The 22,774-nt window shown below is 52.0% G+C and carries 35 protein-coding genes, 1 rRNA gene and 2 pseudogenes; 32 read left to right on the top strand and 6 right to left on the bottom strand.

The window, feature by feature from the left end; genetic code table 11:
• Positions 1-14: 14 nt before the first annotated feature.
• The 25 genes and pseudogenes from rplV to E0E17_RS05265 all read left to right on the top strand — a co-directional run.
• Positions 15-347, top strand: a complete 333-nt coding sequence (gene rplV, locus E0E17_RS05385) for a 50S ribosomal protein L22 (protein ID WP_000447529.1) — start codon at positions 15-17, stop codon at positions 345-347.
• Positions 348-364: 17 nt separating this feature from the next.
• Positions 365-1,066 carry a 30S ribosomal protein S3 gene (gene rpsC / locus E0E17_RS05380; RefSeq protein WP_038629758.1) on the top strand — a complete coding sequence of 234 codons (702 nt, stop codon included), beginning with the start codon at positions 365-367 and terminating at the stop codon, positions 1,064-1,066.
• Between the two features lie 12 nt (positions 1,067-1,078).
• Positions 1,079-1,489: a 50S ribosomal protein L16 gene (gene rplP, locus E0E17_RS05375; protein ID WP_008927134.1), complete on the top strand. Its 411-nt coding sequence runs from the start codon at positions 1,079-1,081 to the stop codon at positions 1,487-1,489.
• Complete coding sequence (rpmC, locus tag E0E17_RS05370; RefSeq protein WP_025902044.1) at positions 1,489-1,680, top strand: 50S ribosomal protein L29; 192 nt, start codon at positions 1,489-1,491, stop codon at positions 1,678-1,680. Before rplP ends, rpmC begins: the two co-directional genes overlap by 1 nt.
• On the top strand, positions 1,680-1,934 hold the full coding sequence (gene rpsQ, locus E0E17_RS05365; RefSeq protein ID WP_130832209.1) for a 30S ribosomal protein S17: 255 nt from the start codon (positions 1,680-1,682) through the stop codon (positions 1,932-1,934). The genes rpmC and rpsQ overlap by 1 nt, the downstream gene beginning before the upstream one ends.
• Positions 1,935-2,098: 164 nt before the next feature.
• Entirely contained in the window at positions 2,099-2,470 is a 372-nt protein-coding gene (gene rplN / locus E0E17_RS05360; protein ID WP_006120590.1) for a 50S ribosomal protein L14, read from the top strand.
• A 10-nt stretch (positions 2,471-2,480) separates the two neighbouring features.
• Positions 2,481-2,795 carry a 50S ribosomal protein L24 gene (gene rplX, locus E0E17_RS05355; protein WP_130832207.1) on the top strand — a complete coding sequence of 105 codons (315 nt, stop codon included), beginning with the start codon at positions 2,481-2,483 and terminating at the stop codon, positions 2,793-2,795.
• A gap of 14 nt (positions 2,796-2,809) precedes the next feature.
• Entirely contained in the window at positions 2,810-3,349 is a 540-nt protein-coding gene (gene rplE, locus E0E17_RS05350) for a 50S ribosomal protein L5 (RefSeq protein WP_130832205.1), read from the top strand.
• 14 nt (positions 3,350-3,363) lie between these two features.
• Complete coding sequence (gene rpsN, locus E0E17_RS05345; RefSeq protein ID WP_130832203.1) at positions 3,364-3,669, top strand: 30S ribosomal protein S14; 306 nt, start codon at positions 3,364-3,366, stop codon at positions 3,667-3,669.
• A 33-nt stretch (positions 3,670-3,702) separates the two neighbouring features.
• Positions 3,703-4,095 carry a 30S ribosomal protein S8 gene (gene rpsH, locus E0E17_RS05340; RefSeq protein ID WP_017374146.1) on the top strand — a complete coding sequence of 131 codons (393 nt, stop codon included), beginning with the start codon at positions 3,703-3,705 and terminating at the stop codon, positions 4,093-4,095.
• Positions 4,096-4,107: 12 nt separating this feature from the next.
• On the top strand, positions 4,108-4,641 hold the full coding sequence (gene rplF / locus E0E17_RS05335) for a 50S ribosomal protein L6 (RefSeq protein ID WP_130832202.1): 534 nt from the start codon (positions 4,108-4,110) through the stop codon (positions 4,639-4,641).
• A gap of 9 nt (positions 4,642-4,650) precedes the next feature.
• The gene (gene rplR / locus E0E17_RS05330) at positions 4,651-5,004 is read left to right on the top strand and encodes a 50S ribosomal protein L18 (protein ID WP_130832201.1); all 354 of its coding nucleotides are present in this window, start codon (positions 4,651-4,653) and stop codon (positions 5,002-5,004) included.
• 14 nt (positions 5,005-5,018) lie between these two features.
• A complete protein-coding gene (rpsE, locus tag E0E17_RS05325; RefSeq protein ID WP_130832200.1) occupies positions 5,019-5,519 on the top strand; it encodes a 30S ribosomal protein S5 in 501 nt (166 codons plus the stop codon).
• 5 nt (positions 5,520-5,524) lie between these two features.
• Positions 5,525-5,704, top strand: a complete 180-nt coding sequence (gene rpmD, locus E0E17_RS05320) for a 50S ribosomal protein L30 (protein ID WP_031376672.1) — start codon at positions 5,525-5,527, stop codon at positions 5,702-5,704.
• Positions 5,705-5,707: 3 nt separating this feature from the next.
• Positions 5,708-6,142 (top strand): 50S ribosomal protein L15, encoded by a 435-nt coding sequence (gene rplO, locus E0E17_RS05315; RefSeq protein ID WP_130832199.1) that lies wholly within the window; start codon positions 5,708-5,710, stop codon positions 6,140-6,142.
• Positions 6,143-6,149: 7 nt separating this feature from the next.
• Entirely contained in the window at positions 6,150-7,481 is a 1,332-nt protein-coding gene (gene secY, locus E0E17_RS05310; protein WP_130832197.1) for a preprotein translocase subunit SecY, read from the top strand.
• A 32-nt stretch (positions 7,482-7,513) separates the two neighbouring features.
• Complete coding sequence (rpmJ, locus tag E0E17_RS05305) at positions 7,514-7,630, top strand: 50S ribosomal protein L36 (RefSeq protein ID WP_004160566.1); 117 nt, start codon at positions 7,514-7,516, stop codon at positions 7,628-7,630.
• 148 nt (positions 7,631-7,778) lie between these two features.
• The gene (gene rpsM / locus E0E17_RS05300; protein WP_130832195.1) at positions 7,779-8,135 is read left to right on the top strand and encodes a 30S ribosomal protein S13; all 357 of its coding nucleotides are present in this window, start codon (positions 7,779-7,781) and stop codon (positions 8,133-8,135) included.
• Positions 8,136-8,151: 16 nt separating this feature from the next.
• Entirely contained in the window at positions 8,152-8,541 is a 390-nt protein-coding gene (rpsK, locus tag E0E17_RS05295) for a 30S ribosomal protein S11 (protein ID WP_004160563.1), read from the top strand.
• A 32-nt stretch (positions 8,542-8,573) separates the two neighbouring features.
• Complete coding sequence (gene rpsD / locus E0E17_RS05290; protein WP_130832192.1) at positions 8,574-9,194, top strand: 30S ribosomal protein S4; 621 nt, start codon at positions 8,574-8,576, stop codon at positions 9,192-9,194.
• A gap of 25 nt (positions 9,195-9,219) precedes the next feature.
• Positions 9,220-10,209: a DNA-directed RNA polymerase subunit alpha gene (locus tag E0E17_RS05285; RefSeq protein WP_033741519.1), complete on the top strand. Its 990-nt coding sequence runs from the start codon at positions 9,220-9,222 to the stop codon at positions 10,207-10,209.
• Between the two features lie 40 nt (positions 10,210-10,249).
• Complete coding sequence (gene rplQ / locus E0E17_RS05280) at positions 10,250-10,636, top strand: 50S ribosomal protein L17 (protein WP_003850180.1); 387 nt, start codon at positions 10,250-10,252, stop codon at positions 10,634-10,636.
• A gap of 115 nt (positions 10,637-10,751) precedes the next feature.
• On the top strand, positions 10,752-11,123 hold the full coding sequence (locus tag E0E17_RS05275) for a DnaJ family domain-containing protein (RefSeq protein WP_130832190.1): 372 nt from the start codon (positions 10,752-10,754) through the stop codon (positions 11,121-11,123).
• Positions 11,124-11,147: 24 nt separating this feature from the next.
• Positions 11,148-11,262, top strand: a pseudogene (gene zntR, locus E0E17_RS20630) (Zn(2+)-responsive transcriptional regulator); the annotation flags it as partial.
• Between the two features lie 55 nt (positions 11,263-11,317).
• Positions 11,318-11,515 (top strand): annotated as a pseudogene (locus tag E0E17_RS05265) (alternative ribosome-rescue factor A); the annotation flags it as partial.
• Positions 11,516-11,559: 44 nt separating this feature from the next.
• On the opposite strand, the gene mscL reads toward E0E17_RS05265, so the two are convergent.
• The 5 genes from mscL to def form a co-directional block, all read right to left on the bottom strand.
• Positions 11,560-11,970, bottom strand: a complete 411-nt coding sequence (mscL, locus tag E0E17_RS05260; RefSeq protein WP_130832188.1) for a large-conductance mechanosensitive channel protein MscL — start codon at positions 11,968-11,970, stop codon at positions 11,560-11,562.
• Between the two features lie 103 nt (positions 11,971-12,073).
• Positions 12,074-13,450 (bottom strand): Trk system potassium transporter TrkA, encoded by a 1,377-nt coding sequence (trkA, locus tag E0E17_RS05255; protein ID WP_130832186.1) that lies wholly within the window; start codon positions 13,448-13,450, stop codon positions 12,074-12,076.
• Positions 13,451-13,482: 32 nt separating this feature from the next.
• Complete coding sequence (gene rsmB / locus E0E17_RS05250; protein ID WP_130832184.1) at positions 13,483-14,772, bottom strand: 16S rRNA (cytosine(967)-C(5))-methyltransferase RsmB; 1,290 nt, start codon at positions 14,770-14,772, stop codon at positions 13,483-13,485.
• Positions 14,773-14,823: 51 nt separating this feature from the next.
• Complete coding sequence (gene fmt, locus E0E17_RS05245) at positions 14,824-15,768, bottom strand: methionyl-tRNA formyltransferase (RefSeq protein ID WP_130832182.1); 945 nt, start codon at positions 15,766-15,768, stop codon at positions 14,824-14,826.
• 21 nt (positions 15,769-15,789) lie between these two features.
• Positions 15,790-16,302 carry a peptide deformylase gene (gene def, locus E0E17_RS05240; RefSeq protein ID WP_130832180.1) on the bottom strand — a complete coding sequence of 171 codons (513 nt, stop codon included), beginning with the start codon at positions 16,300-16,302 and terminating at the stop codon, positions 15,790-15,792.
• Positions 16,303-16,420: 118 nt separating this feature from the next.
• Between def and dprA the strand changes: the two genes are divergently transcribed.
• From dprA to E0E17_RS05210, 6 genes are read left to right on the top strand one after another with little or no spacing between them, the layout of a single operon-like run.
• Complete coding sequence (gene dprA / locus E0E17_RS05235) at positions 16,421-17,545, top strand: DNA-protecting protein DprA (RefSeq protein WP_130832178.1); 1,125 nt, start codon at positions 16,421-16,423, stop codon at positions 17,543-17,545.
• Complete coding sequence (smg, locus tag E0E17_RS05230; protein WP_130832176.1) at positions 17,517-17,990, top strand: DUF494 family protein Smg; 474 nt, start codon at positions 17,517-17,519, stop codon at positions 17,988-17,990. The genes dprA and smg overlap by 29 nt, the downstream gene beginning before the upstream one ends.
• Before the next feature lie 24 nt (positions 17,991-18,014).
• Complete coding sequence (locus E0E17_RS05225; RefSeq protein WP_130832174.1) at positions 18,015-18,560, top strand: DNA topoisomerase family protein; 546 nt, start codon at positions 18,015-18,017, stop codon at positions 18,558-18,560.
• An 8-nt stretch (positions 18,561-18,568) separates the two neighbouring features.
• Positions 18,569-19,141 carry an L-threonylcarbamoyladenylate synthase type 1 TsaC gene (gene tsaC, locus E0E17_RS05220; protein ID WP_130832172.1) on the top strand — a complete coding sequence of 191 codons (573 nt, stop codon included), beginning with the start codon at positions 18,569-18,571 and terminating at the stop codon, positions 19,139-19,141.
• Positions 19,142-19,144: 3 nt separating this feature from the next.
• Positions 19,145-19,963 carry a shikimate dehydrogenase gene (aroE, locus tag E0E17_RS05215; protein WP_130832170.1) on the top strand — a complete coding sequence of 273 codons (819 nt, stop codon included), beginning with the start codon at positions 19,145-19,147 and terminating at the stop codon, positions 19,961-19,963.
• Complete coding sequence (locus E0E17_RS05210; protein WP_130832168.1) at positions 19,960-20,208, top strand: DUF1488 family protein; 249 nt, start codon at positions 19,960-19,962, stop codon at positions 20,206-20,208. Before aroE ends, E0E17_RS05210 begins: the two co-directional genes overlap by 4 nt.
• Here the strand turns inward: E0E17_RS05210 and E0E17_RS05205 are convergent.
• Positions 20,184-20,738, bottom strand: coding sequence for a gamma carbonic anhydrase family protein (locus E0E17_RS05205; RefSeq protein ID WP_130832166.1), 555 nt, complete (start codon positions 20,736-20,738; stop codon positions 20,184-20,186). The two genes, E0E17_RS05210 and E0E17_RS05205, sit on opposite strands and share 25 nt — an antisense overlap.
• Before the next feature lie 484 nt (positions 20,739-21,222).
• Here E0E17_RS05205 and E0E17_RS05200 point away from each other — a divergent pair.
• Positions 21,223-22,764, top strand: a 16S ribosomal RNA gene (locus E0E17_RS05200).
• Positions 22,765-22,774: the final 10 nt, after the last annotated feature.

Raw genomic sequence — 22,774 nt, 5'->3', positions numbered from 1 at the left:
GACAGGAGGAAGAGATGGAAACTATCGCTAAACATCGCCATGCTCGTTCTTCTGCACAGAAGGTTCGCCTGGTGGCTGACCTGATTCGCGGTAAGAAAGTGTCGCAGGCTCTGGACATCCTGACCTACACCAACAAGAAAGCGGCTGTACTGGTCAAGAAGGTCCTGGAATCTGCCATTGCTAACGCCGAACACAACGATGGCGCTGATATCGATGATCTGAAAGTCACGAAAATTTTCGTTGACGAAGGCCCAAGCATGAAACGCATTATGCCGCGTGCTAAAGGTCGTGCAGATCGCATTCTGAAGCGCACCAGCCACATTACTGTGGTTGTGTCCGATCGCTGAGACTCTGGAGACTAGCAATGGGTCAGAAAGTACATCCTAATGGTATTCGCCTGGGTATTGTAAAACCCTGGAACTCTACCTGGTTCGCGAACACCAAAGAATTCGCTGACAACCTGGACAGCGACTTTAAAGTACGTCAGTTCCTGACTAAAGAACTGGCTAAAGCGTCTGTATCACGCATCGTTATCGAGCGTCCGGCTAAAAGCATCCGTGTGACTATTCACACTGCTCGCCCGGGCATCGTTATCGGTAAAAAAGGTGAAGACGTAGAAAAACTGCGCACGGTCGTCGCGAATATCGCGGGCGTTCCTGCACAGATCAATATCGCCGAAGTCCGTAAGCCGGAACTGGACGCCAAACTGGTGGCTGACAGCATCACTTCACAGCTGGAGCGTCGTGTGATGTTCCGCCGTGCGATGAAGCGTGCTGTGCAGAACGCTATGCGTCTGGGCGCGAAAGGTATTAAAGTTGAAGTTAGTGGCCGTCTGGGCGGTGCTGAGATCGCACGTACCGAATGGTACCGTGAAGGTCGCGTGCCGTTGCATACGCTGCGTGCTGACATTGATTACAATACCTCAGAAGCGCACACCACTTATGGTGTCATCGGCGTTAAGGTATGGATCTTCAAAGGTGAGATCCTGGGTGGTATGGCTGCTGTTGAACAACCGGAAAAACCGGCTGCTCAACCGAAAAAGCAGCAGCGTAAAGGCCGTAAGTAAGGAGAGTCGCTGATGTTACAACCAAAGCGTACGAAATTCCGTAAAGTGCATAAAGGCCGTAACCGCGGTCTGGCTGCCGGTACGGATGTCAGCTTCGGTACTTTCGGTCTGAAAGCTGTTGGCCGTGGTCGTCTGACTGCTCGTCAGATCGAAGCAGCACGTCGTGCTATGACCCGTGCAGTTAAGCGTCAAGGTAAGATCTGGATCCGTGTATTCCCGGACAAACCGATCACCGAGAAGCCGCTGGAAGTGCGTATGGGTAAAGGTAAGGGTAACGTGGAGTATTGGGTTGCCCTGATCCAGCCTGGTAAAGTCCTGTATGAAATGGACGGCGTACCAGAAGAGCTGGCCCGTGAAGCATTCAAGCTGGCAGCAGCAAAACTGCCTATCAAAACCACCTTTGTAACTAAGACGGTGATGTAATGAAAGCAACTGAGCTGCGTGAAAAAAGCGTTGAAGAGCTGAACACTGAGCTGCTTAATCTGCTGCGTGAACAGTTTAACCTGCGCATGCAGGCAGCATCCGGCCAGCTGCAGCAGACCCATCTGCTGAAGCAAGTGCGTCGTGATGTTGCACGCGTTAAGACTTTACTGACTGAGAAGGCGGGTGCGTAATGGCCGATAATAACCGTACTCTGCAAGGTCGTGTTGTTAGTGACAAAATGCAGAAATCTGCTGTTGTTGCTATCGAGCGCTTCGTGAAACACCCGATTTACGGTAAATTCATTAAGCGTACGACTAAGCTGCACATCCATGACGAGAACAACGAATGCGGTATTGGTGACGTGGTGGAAATCCGCGAATGCCGTCCGCTGTCCAAGACTAAATCCTGGACGCTGGTTCGCGTTGTAGAGAAAGCAGTTCTGTAATAGAATCTGCCCTCTTTAAAACGATGAACGGCTCGCAAGAGCCGTTCATTTTTTCTACCCATCTTTGAGAACCGGTGTTATAATGCCGCGCCCTCAATATGGGGCTTTTTAACGACCTGAGGTTTAGGTCCCGAAGTAGTAGTTGACATTAGCGGAGCACTAAAATGATCCAAGAACAGACTATGCTGAACGTCGCCGACAACTCCGGTGCACGTCGCGTAATGTGTATCAAGGTTCTGGGTGGCTCGCACCGTCGCTACGCAGGCGTCGGCGACATCATTAAAGTTACCATCAAGGAAGCAATTCCGCGTGGTAAGGTTAAGAAAGGCGATGTGCTGAAGGCGGTAGTGGTGCGCACCAGGAAGGGTGTTCGTCGCCCGGACGGTTCTGTCATTCGCTTCGATGGTAATGCGTGCGTTATTCTGAACAATAACAGCGAGCAACCTATCGGAACGCGTATTTTTGGGCCGGTAACTCGTGAGCTTCGTACTGAAAAGTTCATGAAAATTATCTCTCTGGCACCTGAAGTACTCTAAGGAGCGAGCAATGGCAGCGAAGATCCGTCGTAATGACGAAGTTATCGTGCTTACCGGCAAAGATAAAGGTAAGCGTGGTAAAGTAAAAAATGTCCTGTCTTCTGGTAAGGTCATCGTTGAAGGCGTCAACCTGGTTAAAAAACATCAGAAGCCTGTACCGGCTCTGAACCAACCGGGCGGCATCGTAGAGAAAGAAGCAGCTATTCAAGTCTCTAACGTTGCAATCTTCAATGCGGCAACCGGCAAGGCTGACCGTGTAGGCTTTAGATTTGAAGACGGCAAAAAAGTCCGTTTCTTTAAGTCTAACAGCGAAACTATCAAGTAATTTGGAGTAGTACGATGGCGAAACTGCATGATTACTACAAAGACGAAGTAGTCCAGAAACTCATGAAAGAGTTTGGCTACAATTCTGTCATGCAAGTCCCTCGGGTCGAGAAGATCACCCTGAACATGGGTGTTGGTGAAGCGATCGCTGACAAGAAACTGCTGGATAACGCAGCAGCTGACCTGGCAGCAATCTCCGGTCAAAAACCGCTGGTCACCAAAGCACGCAAATCAGTTGCAGGCTTCAAAATCCGTCAGGGCTATCCGATCGGCTGTAAAGTAACTCTGCGTGGCGAACGCATGTGGGAGTTCTTTGAGCGTCTGATCACCATTGCTGTACCGCGTATCCGTGACTTCCGTGGCCTGTCCGCGAAGTCTTTCGACGGTCGTGGTAACTACAGCATGGGTGTACGTGAGCAGATCATCTTCCCAGAAATCGACTACGACAAAGTCGATCGCGTTCGTGGTTTGGATATCACCATTACCACTACTGCGAAATCTGATGATGAAGGCCGTGCTCTGCTGGCTGCCTTTGACTTCCCGTTCCGTAAGTAAGGTAGGGTTACTTCATGGCTAAGCAATCTATGAAAGCACGCGAAGTTAAGCGTGCGAAATTAGCAGACAAATTCTTCGCAAAACGCGCTGAACTGAAAGCGATCATTTCTGATGTGAACGCTTCTGACGAAGATCGTTGGAATGCTGTTCTGAAGCTGCAGACTCTGCCGCGTGATTCCAGCCCGTCACGTCAGCGTAACCGCTGCCGTCAAACAGGTCGTCCGCACGGTTTCCTGCGGAAGTTCGGGTTGAGCCGTATTAAGGTCCGTGAAGCCGCCATGCGCGGTGAAATTCCGGGTCTGAAAAAGGCTAGCTGGTAATTGTCACCAATTGAATCACGGGAGTAAAGACTGATGAGCATGCAAGATCCGATCGCGGATATGCTGACCCGTATCCGTAACGGTCAGGCCGCGAACAAAGTTGCGGTCACCATGCCTTCCTCCAAGCTGAAAGTGGCAATTGCCAACGTGCTGAAGGAAGAAGGTTATATTGAAGATTTTAAAATCGAAGGCGACATCAAGCCTGAACTGGAACTGACTCTTAAGTATTTCCAGGGCAAAGCTGTTGTAGAAAGCATTCAGCGAGTAAGCCGTCCGGGCCTGCGCATCTATAAGAAAAAAGATGAGCTGCCAAAAGTAATGGCTGGTCTGGGCATCGCTGTAGTTTCTACTTCTAAAGGTGTCATGACTGATCGTGCAGCACGCCAGGCTGGTCTTGGCGGCGAAATTATCTGCTACGTAGCGTAATCGGAGGAAAACATGTCTCGTGTTGCTAAAGCACCTGTCGTTATTCCTGCCGGCGTAGAGGTAAAACTCAACGGTCAGGTAATTTCGATTAAAGGTAAAAACGGCGAGCTGACTCGTACTATCAATGATGCCGTTGAAGTGAAGCAAGCTGACAACGTACTGACTTTCGCTCCGCGCGAAGGCTATGTTGACGGTTGGGCGCAGGCGGGTACCACTCGCGCGCTGCTGAACGCAATGGTTATCGGTGTTACCGAAGGCTTCACTAAGAAGCTGCAGCTGGTTGGTGTAGGTTATCGTGCAGCCGTTAAAGGCAACGTGATCAACCTGTCTCTGGGTTTTTCTCACCCGGTTGACCATCAGCTGCCCGCGGGTATCACTGCAGAATGTCCGACTCAGACTGAGATCGTGCTGAAAGGCGCTGATAAGCAGGTGATCGGCCAGGTTGCAGCTGACTTGCGCGCCTACCGTCGTCCTGAGCCCTACAAAGGCAAGGGTGTCCGTTACGCCGACGAAGTCGTGCGTACCAAAGAGGCTAAGAAGAAGTAAGGTAACACTATGGATAAGAAATCTGCTCGTATCCGTCGTGCGACCCGTGCACGTCGCAAGCTCAAAGAGCTGGGTGCTACTCGCCTGGTGGTACATCGTACCCCGCGTCACATTTACGCACAGGTAATCGCCCCGAACGGTTCCGAAGTTCTGGTTGCTGCTTCTACTGTAGAAAAAGCTATCACTGAACAACTGAAGTATACCGGTAATAAAGAAGCCGCCGCTGCTGTGGGTAAAGCACTCGCTGAGCGCGCTATCGAAAAAGGCATTAGCAATGTTTCTTTCGACCGTTCCGGTTTCCAATATCATGGTCGCGTCCAGGCACTGGCAGATGCTGCCCGTGAAGCTGGCCTTCAGTTCTAAGGTAGAGGTCTAAGATGGCACACATCGAGAAACAAGCTGGCGAACTGCAGGAAAAACTGATCGCGGTAAACCGTGTATCTAAAACTGTTAAAGGTGGTCGTATTTTCTCCTTCACCGCACTGACTGTAGTGGGTGATGGTAACGGCCGCGTAGGTTTTGGTTACGGTAAAGCGCGTGAAGTTCCGGCAGCGATCCAGAAAGCGATGGAAAAAGCCCGTCGCAATATGATTAACGTCGCGCTGACTGACGGTACCCTGCAGCACCCGGTTAAAGGTGCTCACACAGGTTCCCGTGTATTCATGCAGCCCGCTTCACAGGGTACCGGTATCATCGCCGGTGGTGCAATGCGCGCCGTCCTGGAAGTCGCTGGAGTTCATAACGTTCTGGCTAAAGCCTATGGTTCTACTAACCCGATCAACGTGGTTCGTGCAACTATCGATGGCCTGGGCAATATGAAATCTCCGGAAATGGTCGCTGCCAAGCGTGGTAAATCCGTTGAAGAAATTCTGGGGTAATCACGATGGCAAAAACTATTAAAATTACTCAAACCCGCAGTGCAATCGGCCGTTTGCCTAAGCATAAAGCCACTCTGGTTGGCCTGGGTCTGCGTCGTATTGGTCATACCGTTGAGCGTGAAGATACGCCTGCAGTGCGCGGTATGGTTAACGCGGTTTCCTACATGGTTAAAGTGGAGGAGTAACAGATGCGTTTAAATACTCTGTCTCCGGCCGAAGGGTCTAAACACGCACCTAAGCGTCTGGGTCGTGGTATCGGTTCTGGCCTCGGTAAAACCGGTGGTCGTGGTCACAAAGGTCAGAACTCACGTTCTGGTGGTGGCGTACGTCGCGGTTTCGAGGGTGGTCAGATGCCTCTGTACCGTCGTCTGCCGAAATTCGGTTTCACTTCTCGCAAAGCAATGGTTACGGCAGAAGTTCGTCTGTCGGACCTGGCGAAAGTGGAAGGCGGTATCGTTGACCTGAACACGCTGAAAGCGGCCAACATTATCGGTGTTCAGATTGAATTCGCGAAAGTGATTCTGTCTGGTGAAGTTTCTGCACCGGTAACGGTTCGCGGTCTGCGTGTCACCAAAGGTGCTCGTGCTGCAATCGAAGCTGCTGGCGGTAAAATTGAGGAATAAGTAGCAGATGGCTAAGCAACCGGGATTAGATTTTCAAAGCGCCAAAGGTGGATTCGGTGAACTGAAACGCAGACTGTTGTTTGTAATCGGTGCGCTGATTGTCTTCCGCATTGGCTCTTTTATTCCGATCCCTGGTATCGATGCCACTGTACTTGCTAAACTGCTTGAGCAACAGCGTGGCACCATCATTGAAATGTTCAACATGTTCTCTGGTGGTGCTCTCAGCCGTGCTTCAATCTTCGCACTGGGTATCATGCCATATATTTCGGCATCGATTATTATCCAGTTGCTGACGGTGGTTCATCCCGCGTTAGCAGAGATTAAGAAAGAAGGGGAGGCTGGCCGTCGTAAGATTAGCCAGTACACCCGTTACGGCACCCTGGTATTGGCAATTTTTCAGTCGATCGGTATTGCTACCGGTCTGCCGAATATGCCGGGAATGCAAGGCCTGGTGATTAATCCGAGCTTTGCATTCTACTTTACCGCTGTTGTAAGCCTCGTCACCGGGACCATGTTCCTGATGTGGCTGGGCGAACAGATTACTGAACGAGGTATCGGTAACGGTATCTCTATCATAATCTTCGCCGGTATTGTTGCGGGGCTTCCGCCGGCCATTGGCCATACCATCGAGCAAGCGCGGCAAGGCGACCTACACTTCCTCCTGTTGCTGTTGGTTGCAGTTCTCGTATTTGCAGTAACCTTCTTCGTTGTTTTCGTTGAGCGTGGTCAACGCCGCATTGTGGTGAACTACGCGAAACGTCAGCAAGGTCGTCGTGTTTACGCTGCACAGAGCACACATTTACCGTTGAAAGTGAATATGGCGGGTGTTATCCCGGCTATTTTTGCTTCCAGCATTATCCTGTTCCCGGCGACGATAGCATCCTGGTTCGGGGGCGGTACCGGTTGGAACTGGCTGACAACAATTTCGCTGTATTTGCAGCCAGGACAGCCGCTTTATGTGCTACTCTATGCGACTGCAATCATCTTCTTCTGTTTCTTCTATACGGCGTTGGTGTTCAACCCGCGTGAAACAGCAGATAACCTGAAGAAGTCTGGTGCATTCGTACCGGGAATTCGTCCGGGAGAGCAAACGGCGAAGTATATCGATAAAGTAATGACGCGTCTGACCTTAATCGGTGCGCTGTATATTACCTTTATCTGCCTGATCCCGGAGTTCATGCGTGATGCGATGAAAGTACCTTTCTACTTTGGCGGTACCTCACTGCTGATCGTAGTGGTCGTCATCATGGACTTTATGGCTCAAGTGCAAACTCTGATGATGTCCAGTCAATATGAGTCTGCATTGAAGAAAGCTAACCTGAAAGGCTATGGCCGTTAATTCAGGCGCTTGAGAAGTTACGGAGAGTAAAAATGAAAGTTCGTGCTTCCGTCAAGAAATTATGTCGTAACTGTAAAATCATTCGCCGCGACGGTGTCGTACGTGTGATCTGCAGCGCCGAGCCTAAGCATAAACAGCGCCAGGGCTGATTTTCTCACATATTTTTCTTGCAAAGTTGGGTTGAGCTGGCTAGATTAGCCAGCCAATCTTTTGTATGTTAGTGCGTTTCCATTTGAGTATCCTGAAAACGGGCTTTTCAGCATGGGACACGCATTTATTAAATCATAGGAGTGCATAGTGGCCCGTATAGCAGGCATTAACATTCCTGATCATAAACACACCGTTATCGCATTAACTTCGATCTACGGTATCGGCAAAACTCGTTCGAAAGCCATTTGTGCTGAAACGGGCATTGCTGAAAATGTTAAGATCAGTGAGCTGTCTGAAGAACAAATTGATCAGCTGCGTGATGCAGTTGCTAAGTTCGTTGTTGAAGGTGATCTGCGCCGTGAAATCACCCTGAGCATCAAGCGTCTGATGGACCTTGGTTGCTATCGTGGTTTGCGCCATCGTCGTGGTCTGCCGGTTCGCGGTCAGCGTACCAAGACCAACGCACGTACCCGTAAGGGTCCGCGCAAACCGATCAAGAAATAATCGGGGTGAGTAAATAATGGCAAAGGCACCAGTTCGTGCACGTAAGCGTGTAAGAAAACAAGTCTCAGATGGCGTGGCTCATGTCCATGCTTCTTTTAACAACACTATCGTTACCATTACTGATCGTCAGGGTAACGCATTGGGTTGGGCAACCGCCGGTGGTTCCGGTTTCCGCGGTTCACGTAAATCTACGCCGTTTGCTGCTCAGGTCGCTGCAGAGCGCTGTGCAGAAGCCGTGAAAGATTACGGTATTAAGAACCTGGAAGTTATGGTTAAGGGTCCGGGTCCGGGTCGCGAATCTACCATTCGTGCTCTGAACGCCGCAGGTTTCCGCATCACTAATATTACTGATGTGACTCCGATCCCTCACAACGGTTGTCGTCCGCCGAAAAAACGTCGCGTATAACGCCCGTTTTTTAGGATAGTTGGAGAAAGAAAATGGCAAGATATTTGGGTCCTAAGCTCAAGCTGAGCCGTCGTGAGGGCACTGACTTATTCCTTAAGTCTGGCGTTCGCGCGATCGATACCAAGTGTAAAATTGAACAAGCCCCTGGTCAGCATGGTGCGCGTAAACCGCGTCTGTCTGATTACGGCGGTCAGTTACGTGAAAAGCAGAAAGTTCGTCGTATCTACGGTGTGCTGGAGCGTCAGTTCCGTAACTATTATAAAGAAGCAGCACGTCTGAAAGGCAACACGGGTGAAAACCTGTTAACTCTGCTGGAAGGCCGTCTGGATAACGTAGTTTATCGTATGGGCTTTGGCGCTACGCGTGCAGAAGCACGTCAGCTGGTTAGCCATAAATCTATCATGGTAAACGGCCGCGTTGTTAACATCGCTTCTTATCAGGTATCTCCGAATGATGTCGTAAGCATCCGTGAGAAAGCCAAAAAGCAATCTCGCGTGAAGGCCGCTCTGGAGCTGGCTGAGCAGCGTGAAAAGCCAACCTGGCTGGAAGTTGATGCGACTAAGATGGAAGGTGTGTTCAAGCGTAAACCTGAACGTACTGATCTGTCTGCGGACATTAACGAACACCTGATCGTCGAGCTTTACTCCAAGTAAAGCTTAGTACCAAAGAGAGGACACAATGCAGGGTTCTGTGACAGAGTTTCTAAAACCGCGCCTGGTAGATATCGAGCAAGTGAGTTCGACGCACGCCAAGGTGACCCTTGAGCCTTTAGAGCGTGGCTTTGGCCATACTCTTGGTAACGCACTGCGCCGTATTCTGCTTTCTTCCATGCCGGGTTGCGCGGTGACCGAGGTTGAAATTGATGGTGTACTTCATGAGTACAGCACCAAAGAGGGTGTTCAGGAGGATATCCTGGAGATCCTGCTCAACCTGAAAGGGCTGGCGGTAAGAGTTCAGGGTAAAGATGAAGTCATCTTAACGCTGAATAAATCTGGCATTGGCCCTGTGACTGCAGCCGATATCACCCATGATGGTGATGTCGAAATCGTCAAGCCGCAGCACGTGATCTGCCATCTGACCGATGACAATGCATCTATTAGCATGCGTATCAAAGTTCAGCGTGGTCGTGGTTATGTGCCGGCTTCTGCCCGAATTCATTCGGAAGAAGATGAGCGCCCAATCGGCCGTCTGTTGGTTGACGCTTGCTACAGCCCTGTAGACCGTATTGCCTACAATGTTGAAGCAGCGCGTGTAGAACAGCGCACCGACCTGGATAAGCTGGTCATCGAAATGGAAACCAACGGCACAATCGATCCTGAAGAGGCGATTCGTCGTGCGGCAACCATCCTGGCAGAACAACTGGAAGCTTTCGTTGACTTACGTGATGTACGTCAGCCAGAAGTTAAAGAAGAGAAACCAGAATTCGATCCGATCCTGCTGCGCCCTGTTGACGATCTGGAATTGACTGTCCGCTCTGCTAACTGCCTCAAGGCAGAAGCTATCCACTACATCGGTGATCTGGTACAGCGTACCGAGGTTGAGTTGCTGAAAACGCCTAACCTTGGTAAAAAATCTCTTACTGAGATTAAAGATGTGCTTGCCTCACGTGGTCTTTCTCTGGGCATGCGCCTTGAGAACTGGCCGCCAGCAAGCATTGCTGATGAATAACCGGATCACAGGTTAAGGTTTCACTGAGAAGGATAAGGTCATGCGCCATCGTAAGAGTGGTCGTCAACTGAACCGCAACAGCAGCCATCGTCAGGCTATGTTCCGTAACATGGCTGGCTCTCTGGTTCGTCATGAGATCATCAAGACGACTCTGCCGAAAGCCAAAGAGCTGCGTCGCGTAGTTGAGCCGCTGATTACTCTTGCCAAGACCGACAGCGTAGCTAATCGTCGTCTGGCATTCGCCCGCACTCGTGATAACGAGATCGTGGCAAAACTGTTTAATGAGCTGGGCCCGCGTTTCGCGAGCCGTGCTGGTGGTTACACTCGTATTCTGAAGTGTGGCTTCCGCGCTGGTGACAACGCTCCGATGGCATACATCGAGCTGGTTGATCGTCCAGAAGCTCAAGCAGAAGCTGCTGCAGAGTAATTTGTAGCATCATGAAAAACCCGCTTCGGCGGGTTTTTTATTGCCTCGGTTTTCCCCTTCACTTCCTCTTCGCCTTCGCTATGCTGATACTGATAGCCCGCTTCAGGAGGCCCTTATGTGGTTAATTGATAAACTCGCTGAGCAACAGATTCAGGCTGCCCTGGAAAAGGGGGAACTCAGTAATTTGCCCGGAGAGGGCGCACCTTTGCATCTGGATGATGACAGTCAGGTTCCGCCAGAACTGCGCACCGCTTTTCGCCTGTTGAAAAACAGCGGTTTCTTGCCTCCGGAGCTGGAAATGCGGCGCGAGGCGATAGAACTGAACAACCTGTTACGTCATCTTGAGCCTGACGATAAGCGTTATACCGAGCAGAGCAAACGGCTGGCGCTGATGGAATTAAGTTTGCATCAGGCCGGTGTGAATACCGACTTTTTACGCAGCCCCTATACGGATGCGATTAAACAGCGCTTCAGTCAGGAGAAGTAGCTATGTAGTACCTTATCGGGACAACTGACGAAGCTGACGGGAGTTACACCCGATACGATTTACTTTTATCAAAAGCAGCAGATGATAGATCGTGAAATCCCTGTGAAGATGGGTTCGTCTCTGCAACGACAATGATTTGATTGCAGCCTGTAGCGTTCATACTATAATTCCGTTCTTATTCACAGGAGAGAACAATGAGTCGCTATCAACACAAAAAAGGTCAGATACGGGATAATGCCATCGAGGCGTTATTGCATGATCCTCTGTTCCGGCAGCGGGTTGAAACCAGTCAGAAAGGAAAAGGAAGCTATCGACGTAAAGAGAAACATGCCAGGGCGGGCTATCAGGAGGCCAGCGGTAAGAAATACATCTTACCCCTGGCCTTCTCCTTTATCAGCCAGAGAAAAACCGCCTCAGAACGGGCGGTTTTTAAACTTTATACCTGGCCGTTGCGTTGTTTTAAAAGGTCACGGATTTCAGTCAGCAGCGTCTCTTCTGCAGAAGGCGTCGGAGCCGCTTTTTCGACTTCTTTCTTTTTATGCAACTTGTTCAGTAATTTGATTGCGACAAAAATCGCGAAAGCGACAATCACGAAATCAAAAACAGACTGAATAAAGGCGCCATACTCCATCACAACAGGCGGTGTATCGCCTGCACCTTGTTTCAGCACCCATTTGAACTGTTTGAAATCTATCCCACCAATCAATAGCCCCAGCGGCGGCATAATAATATTGGCGACCAGTGAAGAGACGATCTTACCGAAGGCGGCACCAATAATCACACCTACCGCAAGGTCGACAACATTGCCGCGCATCGCAAAATCACGGAACTCTTTGAAAAAACTCATTGTGGTCTCCTTGCCTCTGTGAATGGTTAAATTCTAACAAACCCTCAGTGAATTACCATGCAACGGACTGATTTTGCTGCCTGCGACGCTCCGGCCCCTTGTTTTACAGGAAGAAGGGGCTGGGTTGGAACAGACGCTCAACGTCTGGCACGAATTTTTTGTCCGTCAGAAACATAATGACATGGTCGCCTTGCTCAATGCGCAGGTTGTCATTAGCAATCATAACTTCATCACCACGCACTACCGCACCGATAATAGTGCCGGGGGGTAATTTAATATCCTCGATCTGACGTCCCACCACCCTTGAAGTCGTCTCATCCCCATGAGCAATCGCTTCAATCGCCTCGGCAATGCCACGGCGCAATGAAGAAACCCCGACAATATCCGCTTTACGCACGTGACTTAGCAGCGCGGAAATTGTGGCCTGCTGAGGCGAAATGGCAATGTCGATCACACTGCCCTGCACCAGATCCACATAAGCCCGGCGCTGGATCAATACCATCACTTTTTTAGCGCCCATCTTTTTCGCCAGCATGGCCGACATGATATTGGCTTCGTCATCGTTGGTCACAGCAATAAAAAGATCGGTTTGATCCACATGCTCTTCAGCCAGCAGTTCCTGATCCGAAGCGTCGCCAAAAAAGACAATGGTATCCTGTAGCTGCTCAGCCAGTTCGGCAGCGCGCTGAGGATTACGTTCGATGAGCTTAACGCTGTAATGTTTTTCCAGACGCTGGGCCAGGCCAAAACCGATATTGCCGCCGCCTACCAGCATGATGCGCTTATAGGGTTTTTCCAGACGCTGCATCTCGCTCATAACGGCACGGATATGCTGGGTGGCAGCAATAAAGAAGACTTCATCGCCTGCTTCGACAATGGTTGAGCCCTGGGGACGAATCGGACGATCCTGGCGAAAGATGGCGGCGACCCGGGTATCTATATGCGGCATATGTTCACGCAGAATCGAGAGCGGGTTACCGATCAGCGGGCCGCCATAATAGGCTTTTACGGCGGCAAGGCTGACTTTACCTTCAGCGAAATTCACCACCTGTAGCGCACCGGGATACTGAATAAGGCGGTGAATACTTTCAATGACCAGCTGTTCGGGAGAGATGAGATGATCAATCGGCACCGCTTCCGGTATAAATAATTTATCCGCATCACGCAGGTAATCAGCAGCGCGAATACGGGCAATACGATTGGGCGTGTTAAATAATGAATAAGCGATCTGGCAGGCTATCATATTCGTTTCATCTGAATTGGTCACCGCAACCAGCATATCGGCATCCTCAGCGCCCGCTTCCCGCAGCACGCGCGGGTGCGATCCATGTCCCTGGACCACACGCAGATCGAATTTGTCCTGCAGCTGACGCAGGCGGGAATCATCAGTGTCCACCACCGTGATATCGTTATTTTCTCCCACCAGGTTTTCCGCCAGCGTTCCGCCTACCTGGCCCGCACCCAGAATGATGATTTTCATTACTTACATCGCTCTTAAATTGTTGGGTCGCTCTATTTTTTTAGCAGCTTCGCATAAAAGAAGCCATCGCCACCCTCAACCTGGGGGAAGACCTGCCAGCCATGTTCTGGCGCACCGGCCAGCGCCACAGCCACAGCATCATCATGGCGAAGCAGAAAACTGCTAATCTGTTGCTGATTCTCTTCCGGCAAGACCGAGCAGGTAGCATAGACCAGCGTGCCGCCGCGTTTTAACCGTGGCCAGATGGCATCGAGAATTTCACGCTGCATGGCAGCAAGATCCGCAATGTCACGGTCGCGGCGCAGCCACTTAATATCGGGATGACGGCGAATCACGCCGGTAGCGGAGCAGGGCGCATCAAGCAAGATGCGGTCAAACAGCTGATTGCCACACCACTGACCGGGATAACGTCCGTCCCCCTGTAAAACCTCAGCCTGCATACCGAGGCGCTGCAGGTTCTCGTTAACGCGTTTCAGGCGTTGTGCGTCGAGATCTACTGCCATCACCCGGGCTTCAGGCGCAATTTCAAGGATATGGGTGGTTTTGCCGCCCGGCGCGGCGCAAAGATCAAGAATGGATTCCCCATTCTGCGGTTCCAGGAACAGCGCGCAGCGTTGAGCGGAAAGATCCTGCACGGTCACCCATCCCTGATCAAAACCGGGAAGCTGACCGACTGCCGCAGGCGTATCGAGGCGTAATGCATCAGCGGCATCATCAGCCGCAAACGCGGTTTTACCCTGTTCCTGCAACAGCGCCAGCCAGGCGTCACGACTGTGATGCTGGCGGTTGACGCGTAGCCACATCGGTGGGCGGTGATTATTCGCTTCCACGATCTGCTGCCACTGCGTGGGCCAGGCGTGTTGCAGTCGCTGCAACAGCCAGCCGGGGTGGAGATAACGCTGCGCTCCCTGATCCAGCCCGGCTATTAATGCCTCCTGCTGGCGCTGGAACTGACGCAATACGCCGTTAATCAACCCCTTCAGATTGCCGCGTTTCAGAACCTCCGCGCCTTCTACCGTTTCTGCCAGGGCAGCATGGGGGGGGATACGGGTATGCAGCAATTGATAAAGTCCCACCATTATCAGATAGTGCAATACGCGCTGCTTGCCTGTCATTGGGCGCGCCATCAGTTTACTAATCAGCGCTTCCAGCTGCGGCAGCGTACGCAATACGCCGAAACAGATCTCCTGAAGCAGAGCGCTGTCTTTATCAGTAAGCTTTTTTTGCGCGCCAGGCAGCACAGCACTCAATGACTCGCCCTTATCCACAACCCGTTCGATCAGCTGTGCGGCCAGGCTACGAAGGTTAGTCTGTTTTTTCATGGTGTCTTGTCATCAAACGAAAAAGCCCGGCACAGTGTCCGGGCTGGAGAATCAGGCCAGAATGGTGCCGGGGGCGAACCATTCACGCCGGGAATTCAGCAGGTCCTGAACAGCCATCGCTTTTTTACCCGCCGGCTGCACCAGTTCAAGGTTTAGTACCCCTTCATGGGTGGCAACCTGAATGCCTTGCTTATCTGCACGCAGAATCTCGCCCGGCTGAGCGTCATGGTGTGGCAGCACGCTGGCTTGCCACACTTTTACCGGCTGATCTTCAATCAGGAAATAACTGACCGGCCAGGGGTTAAAGGCGCGAATACAGCGTTCGAGTTGCCCGGCAGAAAGGGTCCAGTCAAGACGCGCTTCTTCCTTGCTGAGTTTTTCAGCATAGGTCACCTGCGTCTCATCCTGTTTTACCGCCTGCGCCTGCCCACTGGCCAGCTGCTGCAGGGTTGTTAACATACCCTGAGGACCAAGTTCAGCCAGCTTAGCGTAAAGTGAAGCGCTGGTATCTTCAGCCGTGATCGGGCAGGCCAGTTTATAAAGCATGTCGCCTGTATCCAGACCGACATCCATCTGCATGATAGTCACACCGGTTTCACTGTCGCCGGCCCAGAGCGCGCGCTGAATAGGCGCAGCCCCACGCCAGCGCGGCAGCAAGGAACCGTGTACGTTAATACAGCCCAGACGTGGCATAGCCAGCACCGCGGCAGGCAGAATCAGCCCATAAGCGACCACTACCATAACGTCAGCCTGCAGATCGGCGATAAGACGTTGGTTCTCTTCTGGCCGCAGGGATCCTGGCTGGAAAACCGGAATATTATGGGCTTGCGCGAGCACTTTGACCGGGCTGGCGGTTAATTTATTGCCGCGGCCTGCCGGGCGATCGGGTTGGGTAAATACGGCAACCACCTGATGATCGGAAGCAAACAGCGCGTCAAGATGACGCGCTGCAAAGTCCGGTGTACCGGCAAAAATAATTTTTAAAGAATCAGACAAAGTTATCCCTCACAAGGTTGATCAGGATTCACGCGCGTTCAGGCGGGCCAGTTTTTCCAGTTTCTGCCTGATACGCTGGCGCTTGAGAGGCGACAGGTAATCAATGAATAGTTTACCGTCCAGGTGGTCAATCTCATGCTGAATACAAATTGCCAGCAAGCCGTCGGTTTCCAGTTCAAAACTGTTTCCGTCCCGATCCAACGCCCGCACCTTAACACGCTCGGCGCGCGGCACGAAGGCACGCTGCTCCGGAATAGAAAGGCAACCTTCTTCAATACCGGTTTCGCCGCTTTTATCCAGCAGCTCTGGATTAATCAGTACCAGGCGTTCGTCCCGGTTCTCCGAAACATCAATAACAATGATTCGCTGATGGATATCAACCTGCGTTGCCGCGAGGCCAATACCTTCTTCAGCATACATAGTTTCAAACATATCATCGACGATACGCTGAATATCCGCATTAACTTCTTTTACTGGCGTAGCAATTTTACGAAGGCGCTCGTCAGGATAATGTAATACCTGCAAAACTGACATAAATTCCCGGATCTGTGTTCGTTAAAAAAAAGATTACTGCCTCATATTGTAGACTTTTCGAGCCTCGATTGACAGCATTGCCAGGTACTATAGCGCGGTCAGGCACAGGGAATGCGGTATGGAAAAGGTGGAGTTTTGGCTGCGGCTGTCAGCCGTGAGAGGGATCAGTAGTAAAGTACTGATTCGCAAAGCTGAAAAGTTATGCGCTGCTGGTGAGATAACGGATGAGCTGCTGGTGCAGTCCGGTTTTGATGATCTGCAGCGCCAGCAGTTCTGGCAGCTCGCGCCACACAAGATTGAGCAGGTCAATTGCTGGCTGGACAATAAACAGCATCATTTAATCAGCGCACTGGACACACACTATCCGTTGGCACTCAGAGAAATTGCGCGTTTTCCCCTGCTGCTCTATGTGGCGGGCGATCCCGCTCTGCTGTCGTCGCCCCAGCTGGCAGTGGTTGGCAGTCGTCACGCTTCCCACTATGGACGCCAGTGGGGCGAATATTTTACGCGGGCGCTGGCCCGCTGTGGACTCACTATTACCAGCGGCCTGGCGCGCGGCATTGATGGCGTAGCGCATCGGGCAGCGCTGGATGCCGATGGCAAGACCATTGCCGTACTGGGCAGTGGCTTAGCGCAGCTTTATCCCAGACAGCACCGGCAACTTGCCCGGGCGATCGTGGAACAAGGGGGTGCCATCGTCTCTGAATTTCCGCTGCTGACGACGCCCCATGCGACAAATTTCCCCCGGCGTAACCGTATTATCAGCGGGTTAAGCCAGGGCGTACTGGTGGTCGAAGCCTCTCTGAAAAGCGGTTCGCTGGTCACGGCGCGTTATGCACTGGAGCAGAATCGCAATGTTTACGCGCTGCCCGGGGCGTTAGGAAACAGCGGCAGCGAGGGAGGGCACTGGCTTATCCAGCAGGGAGCTATGCTGGTCATGCACCCTGACAATATCCTGGAAGACCTGCGTAGCGACCTTAACTGGCTACCTTTTACACCGTCAGAAGCAATATATTCTCCAGACAGTGACGATGTTCCATTGCCATTTTCTGATGTGTTGGCTAACGTAGGTGATGAGGTTACACCTGTTGACGTCGTCGCTGAACGTGCCGGCCAACCTGTGCCAGTTATCTCAGCCCAACTGCTGGAGCTGGAGTTAGCAGGATGGATCGCAGCTGTACCCGGCGGCTATGTCCGATTGAGGAGGGCATGCCATGTTCGACGTACTTATGTACTTGTTTGAAACTTACATCCACAACGAAGCTGAAATGCGCGTTGATCAGGATAAACTGACTGATGACTTGACCGATGCCGGTTTCCATCGTGAAGATATTTACAATGCGTTGAACTGGTTAGAAAGACTGGCTGACTATCAGGATGGCCTCGTCGCACCGATTCTGCTGGCTAACGATCCGCTCTCAATGCGTATCTATACCGAGGAAGAGGCGCAACGTTTAGATGCCGAGTGTCGTGGTTTCCTGCTCTTCCTGGAGCAAATTCAGGTACTGAGTCTGGAAACCCGCGAGATGGTTATCGAACGGGTTATGGCGCTCGATACTCTTGAATTCGATCTGGAAGATCTCAAATGGGTGGTGCTGATGGTATTGTTTAACATTCCCGGATGTGAAAACGCCTATCAGCAAATGGAAGAACTCCTTTTCGACGTCAATGAAGGTATGCTGCATTAAATTTCTCTTCATGCACCTGTCTATATGAGCAAAACAGCACTTTTCGCTGTACGTAAACCAGAAGTCTGCCCCGCTTGCGGGGCAGACATGGTGATACGATCCGGCAAACATGGGCCTTTTCTTGGCTGCACAAACTACCCCGAATGTGACTATATTCGCCCGCTGAAAAACCAGGCGGATGGACACATCGTTAAAGTTCTGGAAGGACACCCCTGTCCTGCCTGTGGCGCGAATAAAGTGTTGCGTCAGGGACGCTATGGCATGTTTATCGGCTGCGAGCAGTACCCCGCCTGCGAATACAGTGAAACGATCGATAAACCGGATGAAACGGCGCTGGTTTGCCCGCAATGCCGCCAGGGTAAGCTGGTGCAGCGGCGTTCCCGCTACGGCAAAACCTTTCATTCCTGTGATCGCTATCCCGACTGTCAGTTTGTCGTCAATGCCACACCGGTTGAAGGGGAGTGTCCCCAGTGTCATTTCCCTCTGCTTGTTGAAAAGAAAACCGCGCAGGGCGTCAAACGCTTCTGCGCCAGTAAAAGCTGCGGCAAAGCTGTCGCGCTGGAGAAATAGATAACGTCATGCAAAATCAACCTCTGCCTGGCTCGCTGGAATATTGTGTAGCACAACTGCAACAGCAGGCTGTTATCGCCTATCCCACAGAAGCCGTATTTGGGCTGGGATGCGATCCCGATAGTGAAAACGCCGTTATGGCGTTACTGGCGTTGAAAAAAAGGCCGGTGGAAAAAGGGCTGATTCTGATTGCTGCTGATTATACGCAGCTGGAGCCCTACGTCTCTGACAGAGAGCTGTCGGTCGCTCAGCGCGAGCGGATGTTCGCCTGCTGGCCGGGTCCGGTGACGTTTGTTGTGCCCGCGCCATCACATACACCACGCTGGTTAACGGGGCGTTTTGATTCGCTGGCGGTACGTGTCAGCGATCATCCTGATGTGCAGGCGCTCTGCCGGGCTTTTGGTAAACCTCTGGTGTCAACCAGTGCGAATCTGTCCGGTGAGCCGCCTTGCCGTTCGGTTGAGGAAGTCTATCAGCAGTTTGGTGAGGGTTTTCCTGTGCTGTATGGTGAAACCGGCGGCCGGTTAAATCCTTCTGAAATTCGCGATGTGGTGACAGGCGCACAGATTCGACAAGGGTAATAAATGGAAAACTTTGCAGTGTTTGGTAATCCCATTGCACACAGTAAGTCGCCATTGATTCACCACTATTTTGCTGAGCAGACCGGCATCGCCCATCGCTATGGGCGTGTCTGTGTGCCGCTTGATGGATTTACGCAGGCGATGGGGGATTTCTTTGCCCGTGGAGGGCAAGGTGCGAACGTAACGTTACCGTTTAAGCAACAGGCCTGGGAATTTGCCGATGAATTAAGCGAACGGGCCGCGCTGGCGGGGGCGGTGAACACCCTGAAGAAAGAATCAGACGGGCGCATCACTGGCGACAATACCGATGGCATTGGGCTGCTGAGCGATCTGCAGCGCCTTGCAATGATCAATCCTGGCGAACGCATATTGCTGGTTGGCGCGGGTGGCGCGGCACGCGGGGTGATCCTGCCGCTGCTGTCGCTGGGATGCCATTTAACGTTAACGAATCGTACGCGGGCACGGGCCGACGAGCTGGTGCAGATCTTTCGGCAGAGCGGAACGATCCAGGCGCGTGCACTGAATGAGCTGGCCCATGAGCATTTCGATCTGATTATCAATGCCACCTCCAGTGGTGTTACCGGGGATGTGCCTGCCTTACCTGAATCGCTTATTCAGCCGGAGACGCGCTGTTATGACATGTTCTATCAGGCGCAGCTGACTTCCTTTTTGTCATGGTGCCAGCAGCAGGGTGCCCGACAGCTGGCAGACGGGCTGGGAATGCTGGTGGGGCAGGCAGCGCATTCGTTTCAGCTGTGGCATGGCGTCATGCCGGCGATTACGCCAGTCATCGCTCAGTTGAAGCAGGCGATGCAGCTATGAACCAGTCCATCCATTTTCCCGATCGTGAGGAGTGGCATGAAACAGAGCAGGCGATCTGTTTTCCTGCGCTGGCAAACGGCCTGAATCTGACCTGCGCGATTCACGCTGCCACTTTACAAGCCCGGTTTGGCGAAGGGGAGGCGATGGTGCTGTTCAGGCATCATCGCTGGGATCTGGAAGAAGAAGCGGAAGCGCGTATCCGTCAGCAACAGGAAGATGCTCAGGGCTGGGTCTGGCTTTCCTGAGCAAGATATTCATCTTTCCAGCCGACATAATTGGTGGCGGAGTAGCGTAACCCTTCGATTTCTTGCTCCGTCAGAGGCCGTACCTGCTTAACCGGGCTACCAAGATAAAGATAGCCGCTTTCCAGGCGTTTCCCCGGTGGCACCAGACTGCCTGCGCCAATCAGTACTTCATCTTCTATGCAGACCCCATCCAGCACAATAGTACTCATCCCAACCAGTACGCGGTTTCCAATAGTGCAGCCATGTAACATTGCTTTATGCCCAACCGTAACCTCTTCACCAATGATAAGAGGATAACCGGTCGGGTTAGCGGATGATTTGTGAGTGACATGTAGTACACAACCATCCTGAATATTTGTGCGAGCTCCTATCACCACGCGGTTTACATCACCCCGGATCGCAACCAGTGGCCAGATGCTGACGTCATCACCCAACAGAACGTCACCAATTACGACGCTGGTAACATCTACCATAACCCGTTGCCCTAATTGCGGGGTTGCCTGTTTAAATGAACGTAATGCGGCAGTCATGATCGTTTCTCCTTTTACTGTCATTTATCCAGCCTGCGGCGATTTCATCCTGCAGGCAAGCCAATTTTGCCCCGGATCGCTCGTGATCTCAGCGAAATGCGCGAAAACTCGCCACATGAAATAAAAGATCTAAAAAAGGCTTGTGCAATTAATTCGGATCCCTATAATGCGCCTCCGTCGACAGGGCACAGCGAGAAAACGCTGAGTGCTGTGAGGACCGGAAGTTAAGGTCTCGACAGAGAGAAAATCGAAAAAAAAGATTGACTCTCGATGAGGAAAGCGTAATATACGCCACCTCGCGACAGACGGCTGAGCCGCGTCGCAACGCTCTTTAACAATTTATCAGACAATCTGTGTGGGCACTCGCAGGATTGATATCGGAGCCTCCGGGCTTAAAAAATATCAAGTCTCAAGAGTGAACACGTAATTCATTACGACGTTTTTCCTTGAGCATCGCTTCACGAGTTGAAGCAAATCAAGCTTTTAATTGAAGAGTTTGATCATGGCTCAGATTGAACGCTGGCGGCAGGCCTAACACATGCAAGTCGAACGGCAGCACAGGAAAGCTTGCTTTCCGGGTGGCGAGTGGCGGACGGGTGAGTAATGTCTGGGGATCTGCCCGATGGAGGGGGATAACCACTGGAAACGGTGGCTAATACCGCATAATGTCGCAAGACCAAAGTGGGGGACCTTCGGGCCTCACACCATCGGATGAACCCAGATGGGATTAGCTAGCAGGCAGGGTAACGGCCTACCTGGGCGACGATCCCTAGCTGGTCTGAGAGGATGACCAGCCACACTGGAACTGAGACACGGTCCAGACTCCTACGGGAGGCAGCAGTGGGGAATATTGCACAATGGGCGCAAGCCTGATGCAGCCATGCCGCGTGTATGAAGAAGGCCTTCGGGTTGTAAAGTACTTTCAGCGGGGAGGAAGGGATGAAGCTTAATACGCTTCGTCATTGACGTTACCCGCAGAAGAAGCACCGGCTAACTCCGTGCCAGCAGCCGCGGTAATACGGAGGGTGCAAGCGTTAATCGGAATTACTGGGCGTAAAGCGCACGCAGGCGGTCTGTTAAGTCAGATGTGAAATCCCCGGGCTCAACCCGGGAACTGCATTTGAAACTGGCAGGCTTGAGTCTCGTAGAGGGGGGTAGAATTCCAGGTGTAGCGGTGAAATGCGTAGAGATCTGGAGGAATACCGGTGGCGAAGGCGGCCCCCTGGACGAAGACTGACGCTCAGGTGCGAAAGCGTGGGGAGCAAACAGGATTAGATACCCTGGTAGTCCACGCCGTAAACGATGTCGACTTGGAGGTTGTGCCCTTGAGGCGTGGCTTCCGGAGCTAACGCGTTAAGTCGACCGCCTGGGGAGTACGGCCGCAAGGTTAAAACTCAAATGAATTGACGGGGGCCCGCACAAGCGGTGGAGCATGTGGTTTAATTCGATGCAACGCGAAGAACCTTACCTGGCCTTGACATCCACGGAATTCTGCAGAGATGCGGAAGTGCCTTCGGGAACCGTGAGACAGGTGCTGCATGGCTGTCGTCAGCTCGTGTTGTGAAATGTTGGGTTAAGTCCCGCAACGAGCGCAACCCTTATCCTTTGTTGCCAGCGATTCGGTCGGGAACTCAAAGGAGACTGCCGGTGATAAACCGGAGGAAGGTGGGGATGACGTCAAGTCATCATGGCCCTTACGGCCAGGGCTACACACGTGCTACAATGGCGCATACAAAGAGAAGCGACCTCGCGAGAGCAAGCGGACCTCATAAAGTGCGTCGTAGTCCGGATCGGAGTCTGCAACTCGACTCCGTGAAGTCGGAATCGCTAGTAATCGTGGATCAGAACGCCACGGTGAATACGTTCCCGGGCCTTGTACACACCGCCCGTCACACCATGGGAGTGGGTTGCAAAAGAAGTAGGTAGCTTAACCCTCGGGAGGGCGCTTACCACTTTGTGATTCATGACTGGGGTGAAGTCGTAACAAGGTAACCGTAGGGGAACCTGCGGTTGGATCACCTCCTTACCTGAACGAT

The organism is [Erwinia] mediterraneensis (assembly GCF_900604315.1).
Lineage (GTDB): Bacteria > Pseudomonadota > Gammaproteobacteria > Enterobacterales > Enterobacteriaceae > Pantoea > Pantoea mediterraneensis_A.
This window is presented reverse-complemented; position numbering and strand designations above follow the sequence as displayed.

What these genes read in the sequence shown, in the direction of transcription:
- rplV (WP_000447529.1), top strand. Translation starts at nt 15, where the DNA reads ATGGAAACTATCGCTAAACATCGCCATGCTCGTTCTTCTGCACAGAAG.
- rpsC (WP_038629758.1), top strand. Translation starts at nt 365, where the DNA reads ATGGGTCAGAAAGTACATCCTAATGGTATTCGCCTGGGTATTGTAAAA.
- rplP (WP_008927134.1), top strand. Translation starts at nt 1,079, where the DNA reads ATGTTACAACCAAAGCGTACGAAATTCCGTAAAGTGCATAAAGGCCGT.
- rpmC (WP_025902044.1), top strand. Translation starts at nt 1,489, where the DNA reads ATGAAAGCAACTGAGCTGCGTGAAAAAAGCGTTGAAGAGCTGAACACT.
- rpsQ (WP_130832209.1), top strand. Translation starts at nt 1,680, where the DNA reads ATGGCCGATAATAACCGTACTCTGCAAGGTCGTGTTGTTAGTGACAAA.
- rplN (WP_006120590.1), top strand. Translation starts at nt 2,099, where the DNA reads ATGATCCAAGAACAGACTATGCTGAACGTCGCCGACAACTCCGGTGCA.
- rplX (WP_130832207.1), top strand. Translation starts at nt 2,481, where the DNA reads ATGGCAGCGAAGATCCGTCGTAATGACGAAGTTATCGTGCTTACCGGC.
- rplE (WP_130832205.1), top strand. Translation starts at nt 2,810, where the DNA reads ATGGCGAAACTGCATGATTACTACAAAGACGAAGTAGTCCAGAAACTC.
- rpsN (WP_130832203.1), top strand. Translation starts at nt 3,364, where the DNA reads ATGGCTAAGCAATCTATGAAAGCACGCGAAGTTAAGCGTGCGAAATTA.
- rpsH (WP_017374146.1), top strand. Translation starts at nt 3,703, where the DNA reads ATGAGCATGCAAGATCCGATCGCGGATATGCTGACCCGTATCCGTAAC.
- rplF (WP_130832202.1), top strand. Translation starts at nt 4,108, where the DNA reads ATGTCTCGTGTTGCTAAAGCACCTGTCGTTATTCCTGCCGGCGTAGAG.
- rplR (WP_130832201.1), top strand. Translation starts at nt 4,651, where the DNA reads ATGGATAAGAAATCTGCTCGTATCCGTCGTGCGACCCGTGCACGTCGC.
- rpsE (WP_130832200.1), top strand. Translation starts at nt 5,019, where the DNA reads ATGGCACACATCGAGAAACAAGCTGGCGAACTGCAGGAAAAACTGATC.
- rpmD (WP_031376672.1), top strand. Translation starts at nt 5,525, where the DNA reads ATGGCAAAAACTATTAAAATTACTCAAACCCGCAGTGCAATCGGCCGT.
- rplO (WP_130832199.1), top strand. Translation starts at nt 5,708, where the DNA reads ATGCGTTTAAATACTCTGTCTCCGGCCGAAGGGTCTAAACACGCACCT.
- secY (WP_130832197.1), top strand. Translation starts at nt 6,150, where the DNA reads ATGGCTAAGCAACCGGGATTAGATTTTCAAAGCGCCAAAGGTGGATTC.
- rpmJ (WP_004160566.1), top strand. Translation starts at nt 7,514, where the DNA reads ATGAAAGTTCGTGCTTCCGTCAAGAAATTATGTCGTAACTGTAAAATC.
- rpsK (WP_004160563.1), top strand. Translation starts at nt 8,152, where the DNA reads ATGGCAAAGGCACCAGTTCGTGCACGTAAGCGTGTAAGAAAACAAGTC.
- rpsD (WP_130832192.1), top strand. Translation starts at nt 8,574, where the DNA reads ATGGCAAGATATTTGGGTCCTAAGCTCAAGCTGAGCCGTCGTGAGGGC.
- E0E17_RS05285 (WP_033741519.1), top strand. Translation starts at nt 9,220, where the DNA reads ATGCAGGGTTCTGTGACAGAGTTTCTAAAACCGCGCCTGGTAGATATC.
- rplQ (WP_003850180.1), top strand. Translation starts at nt 10,250, where the DNA reads ATGCGCCATCGTAAGAGTGGTCGTCAACTGAACCGCAACAGCAGCCAT.
- E0E17_RS05275 (WP_130832190.1), top strand. Translation starts at nt 10,752, where the DNA reads ATGTGGTTAATTGATAAACTCGCTGAGCAACAGATTCAGGCTGCCCTG.
- mscL (WP_130832188.1), bottom strand. Translation starts at nt 11,970, where the DNA reads ATGAGTTTTTTCAAAGAGTTCCGTGATTTTGCGATGCGCGGCAATGTT.
- trkA (WP_130832186.1), bottom strand. Translation starts at nt 13,450, where the DNA reads ATGAAAATCATCATTCTGGGTGCGGGCCAGGTAGGCGGAACGCTGGCG.
- rsmB (WP_130832184.1), bottom strand. Translation starts at nt 14,772, where the DNA reads ATGAAAAAACAGACTAACCTTCGTAGCCTGGCCGCACAGCTGATCGAA.
- def (WP_130832180.1), bottom strand. Translation starts at nt 16,302, where the DNA reads ATGTCAGTTTTGCAGGTATTACATTATCCTGACGAGCGCCTTCGTAAA.
- dprA (WP_130832178.1), top strand. Translation starts at nt 16,421, where the DNA reads ATGGAAAAGGTGGAGTTTTGGCTGCGGCTGTCAGCCGTGAGAGGGATC.
- smg (WP_130832176.1), top strand. Translation starts at nt 17,517, where the DNA reads ATGTTCGACGTACTTATGTACTTGTTTGAAACTTACATCCACAACGAA.
- E0E17_RS05225 (WP_130832174.1), top strand. Translation starts at nt 18,015, where the DNA reads ATGAGCAAAACAGCACTTTTCGCTGTACGTAAACCAGAAGTCTGCCCC.
- tsaC (WP_130832172.1), top strand. Translation starts at nt 18,569, where the DNA reads ATGCAAAATCAACCTCTGCCTGGCTCGCTGGAATATTGTGTAGCACAA.
- aroE (WP_130832170.1), top strand. Translation starts at nt 19,145, where the DNA reads ATGGAAAACTTTGCAGTGTTTGGTAATCCCATTGCACACAGTAAGTCG.
- E0E17_RS05210 (WP_130832168.1), top strand. Translation starts at nt 19,960, where the DNA reads ATGAACCAGTCCATCCATTTTCCCGATCGTGAGGAGTGGCATGAAACA.
- E0E17_RS05205 (WP_130832166.1), bottom strand. Translation starts at nt 20,738, where the DNA reads ATGACTGCCGCATTACGTTCATTTAAACAGGCAACCCCGCAATTAGGG.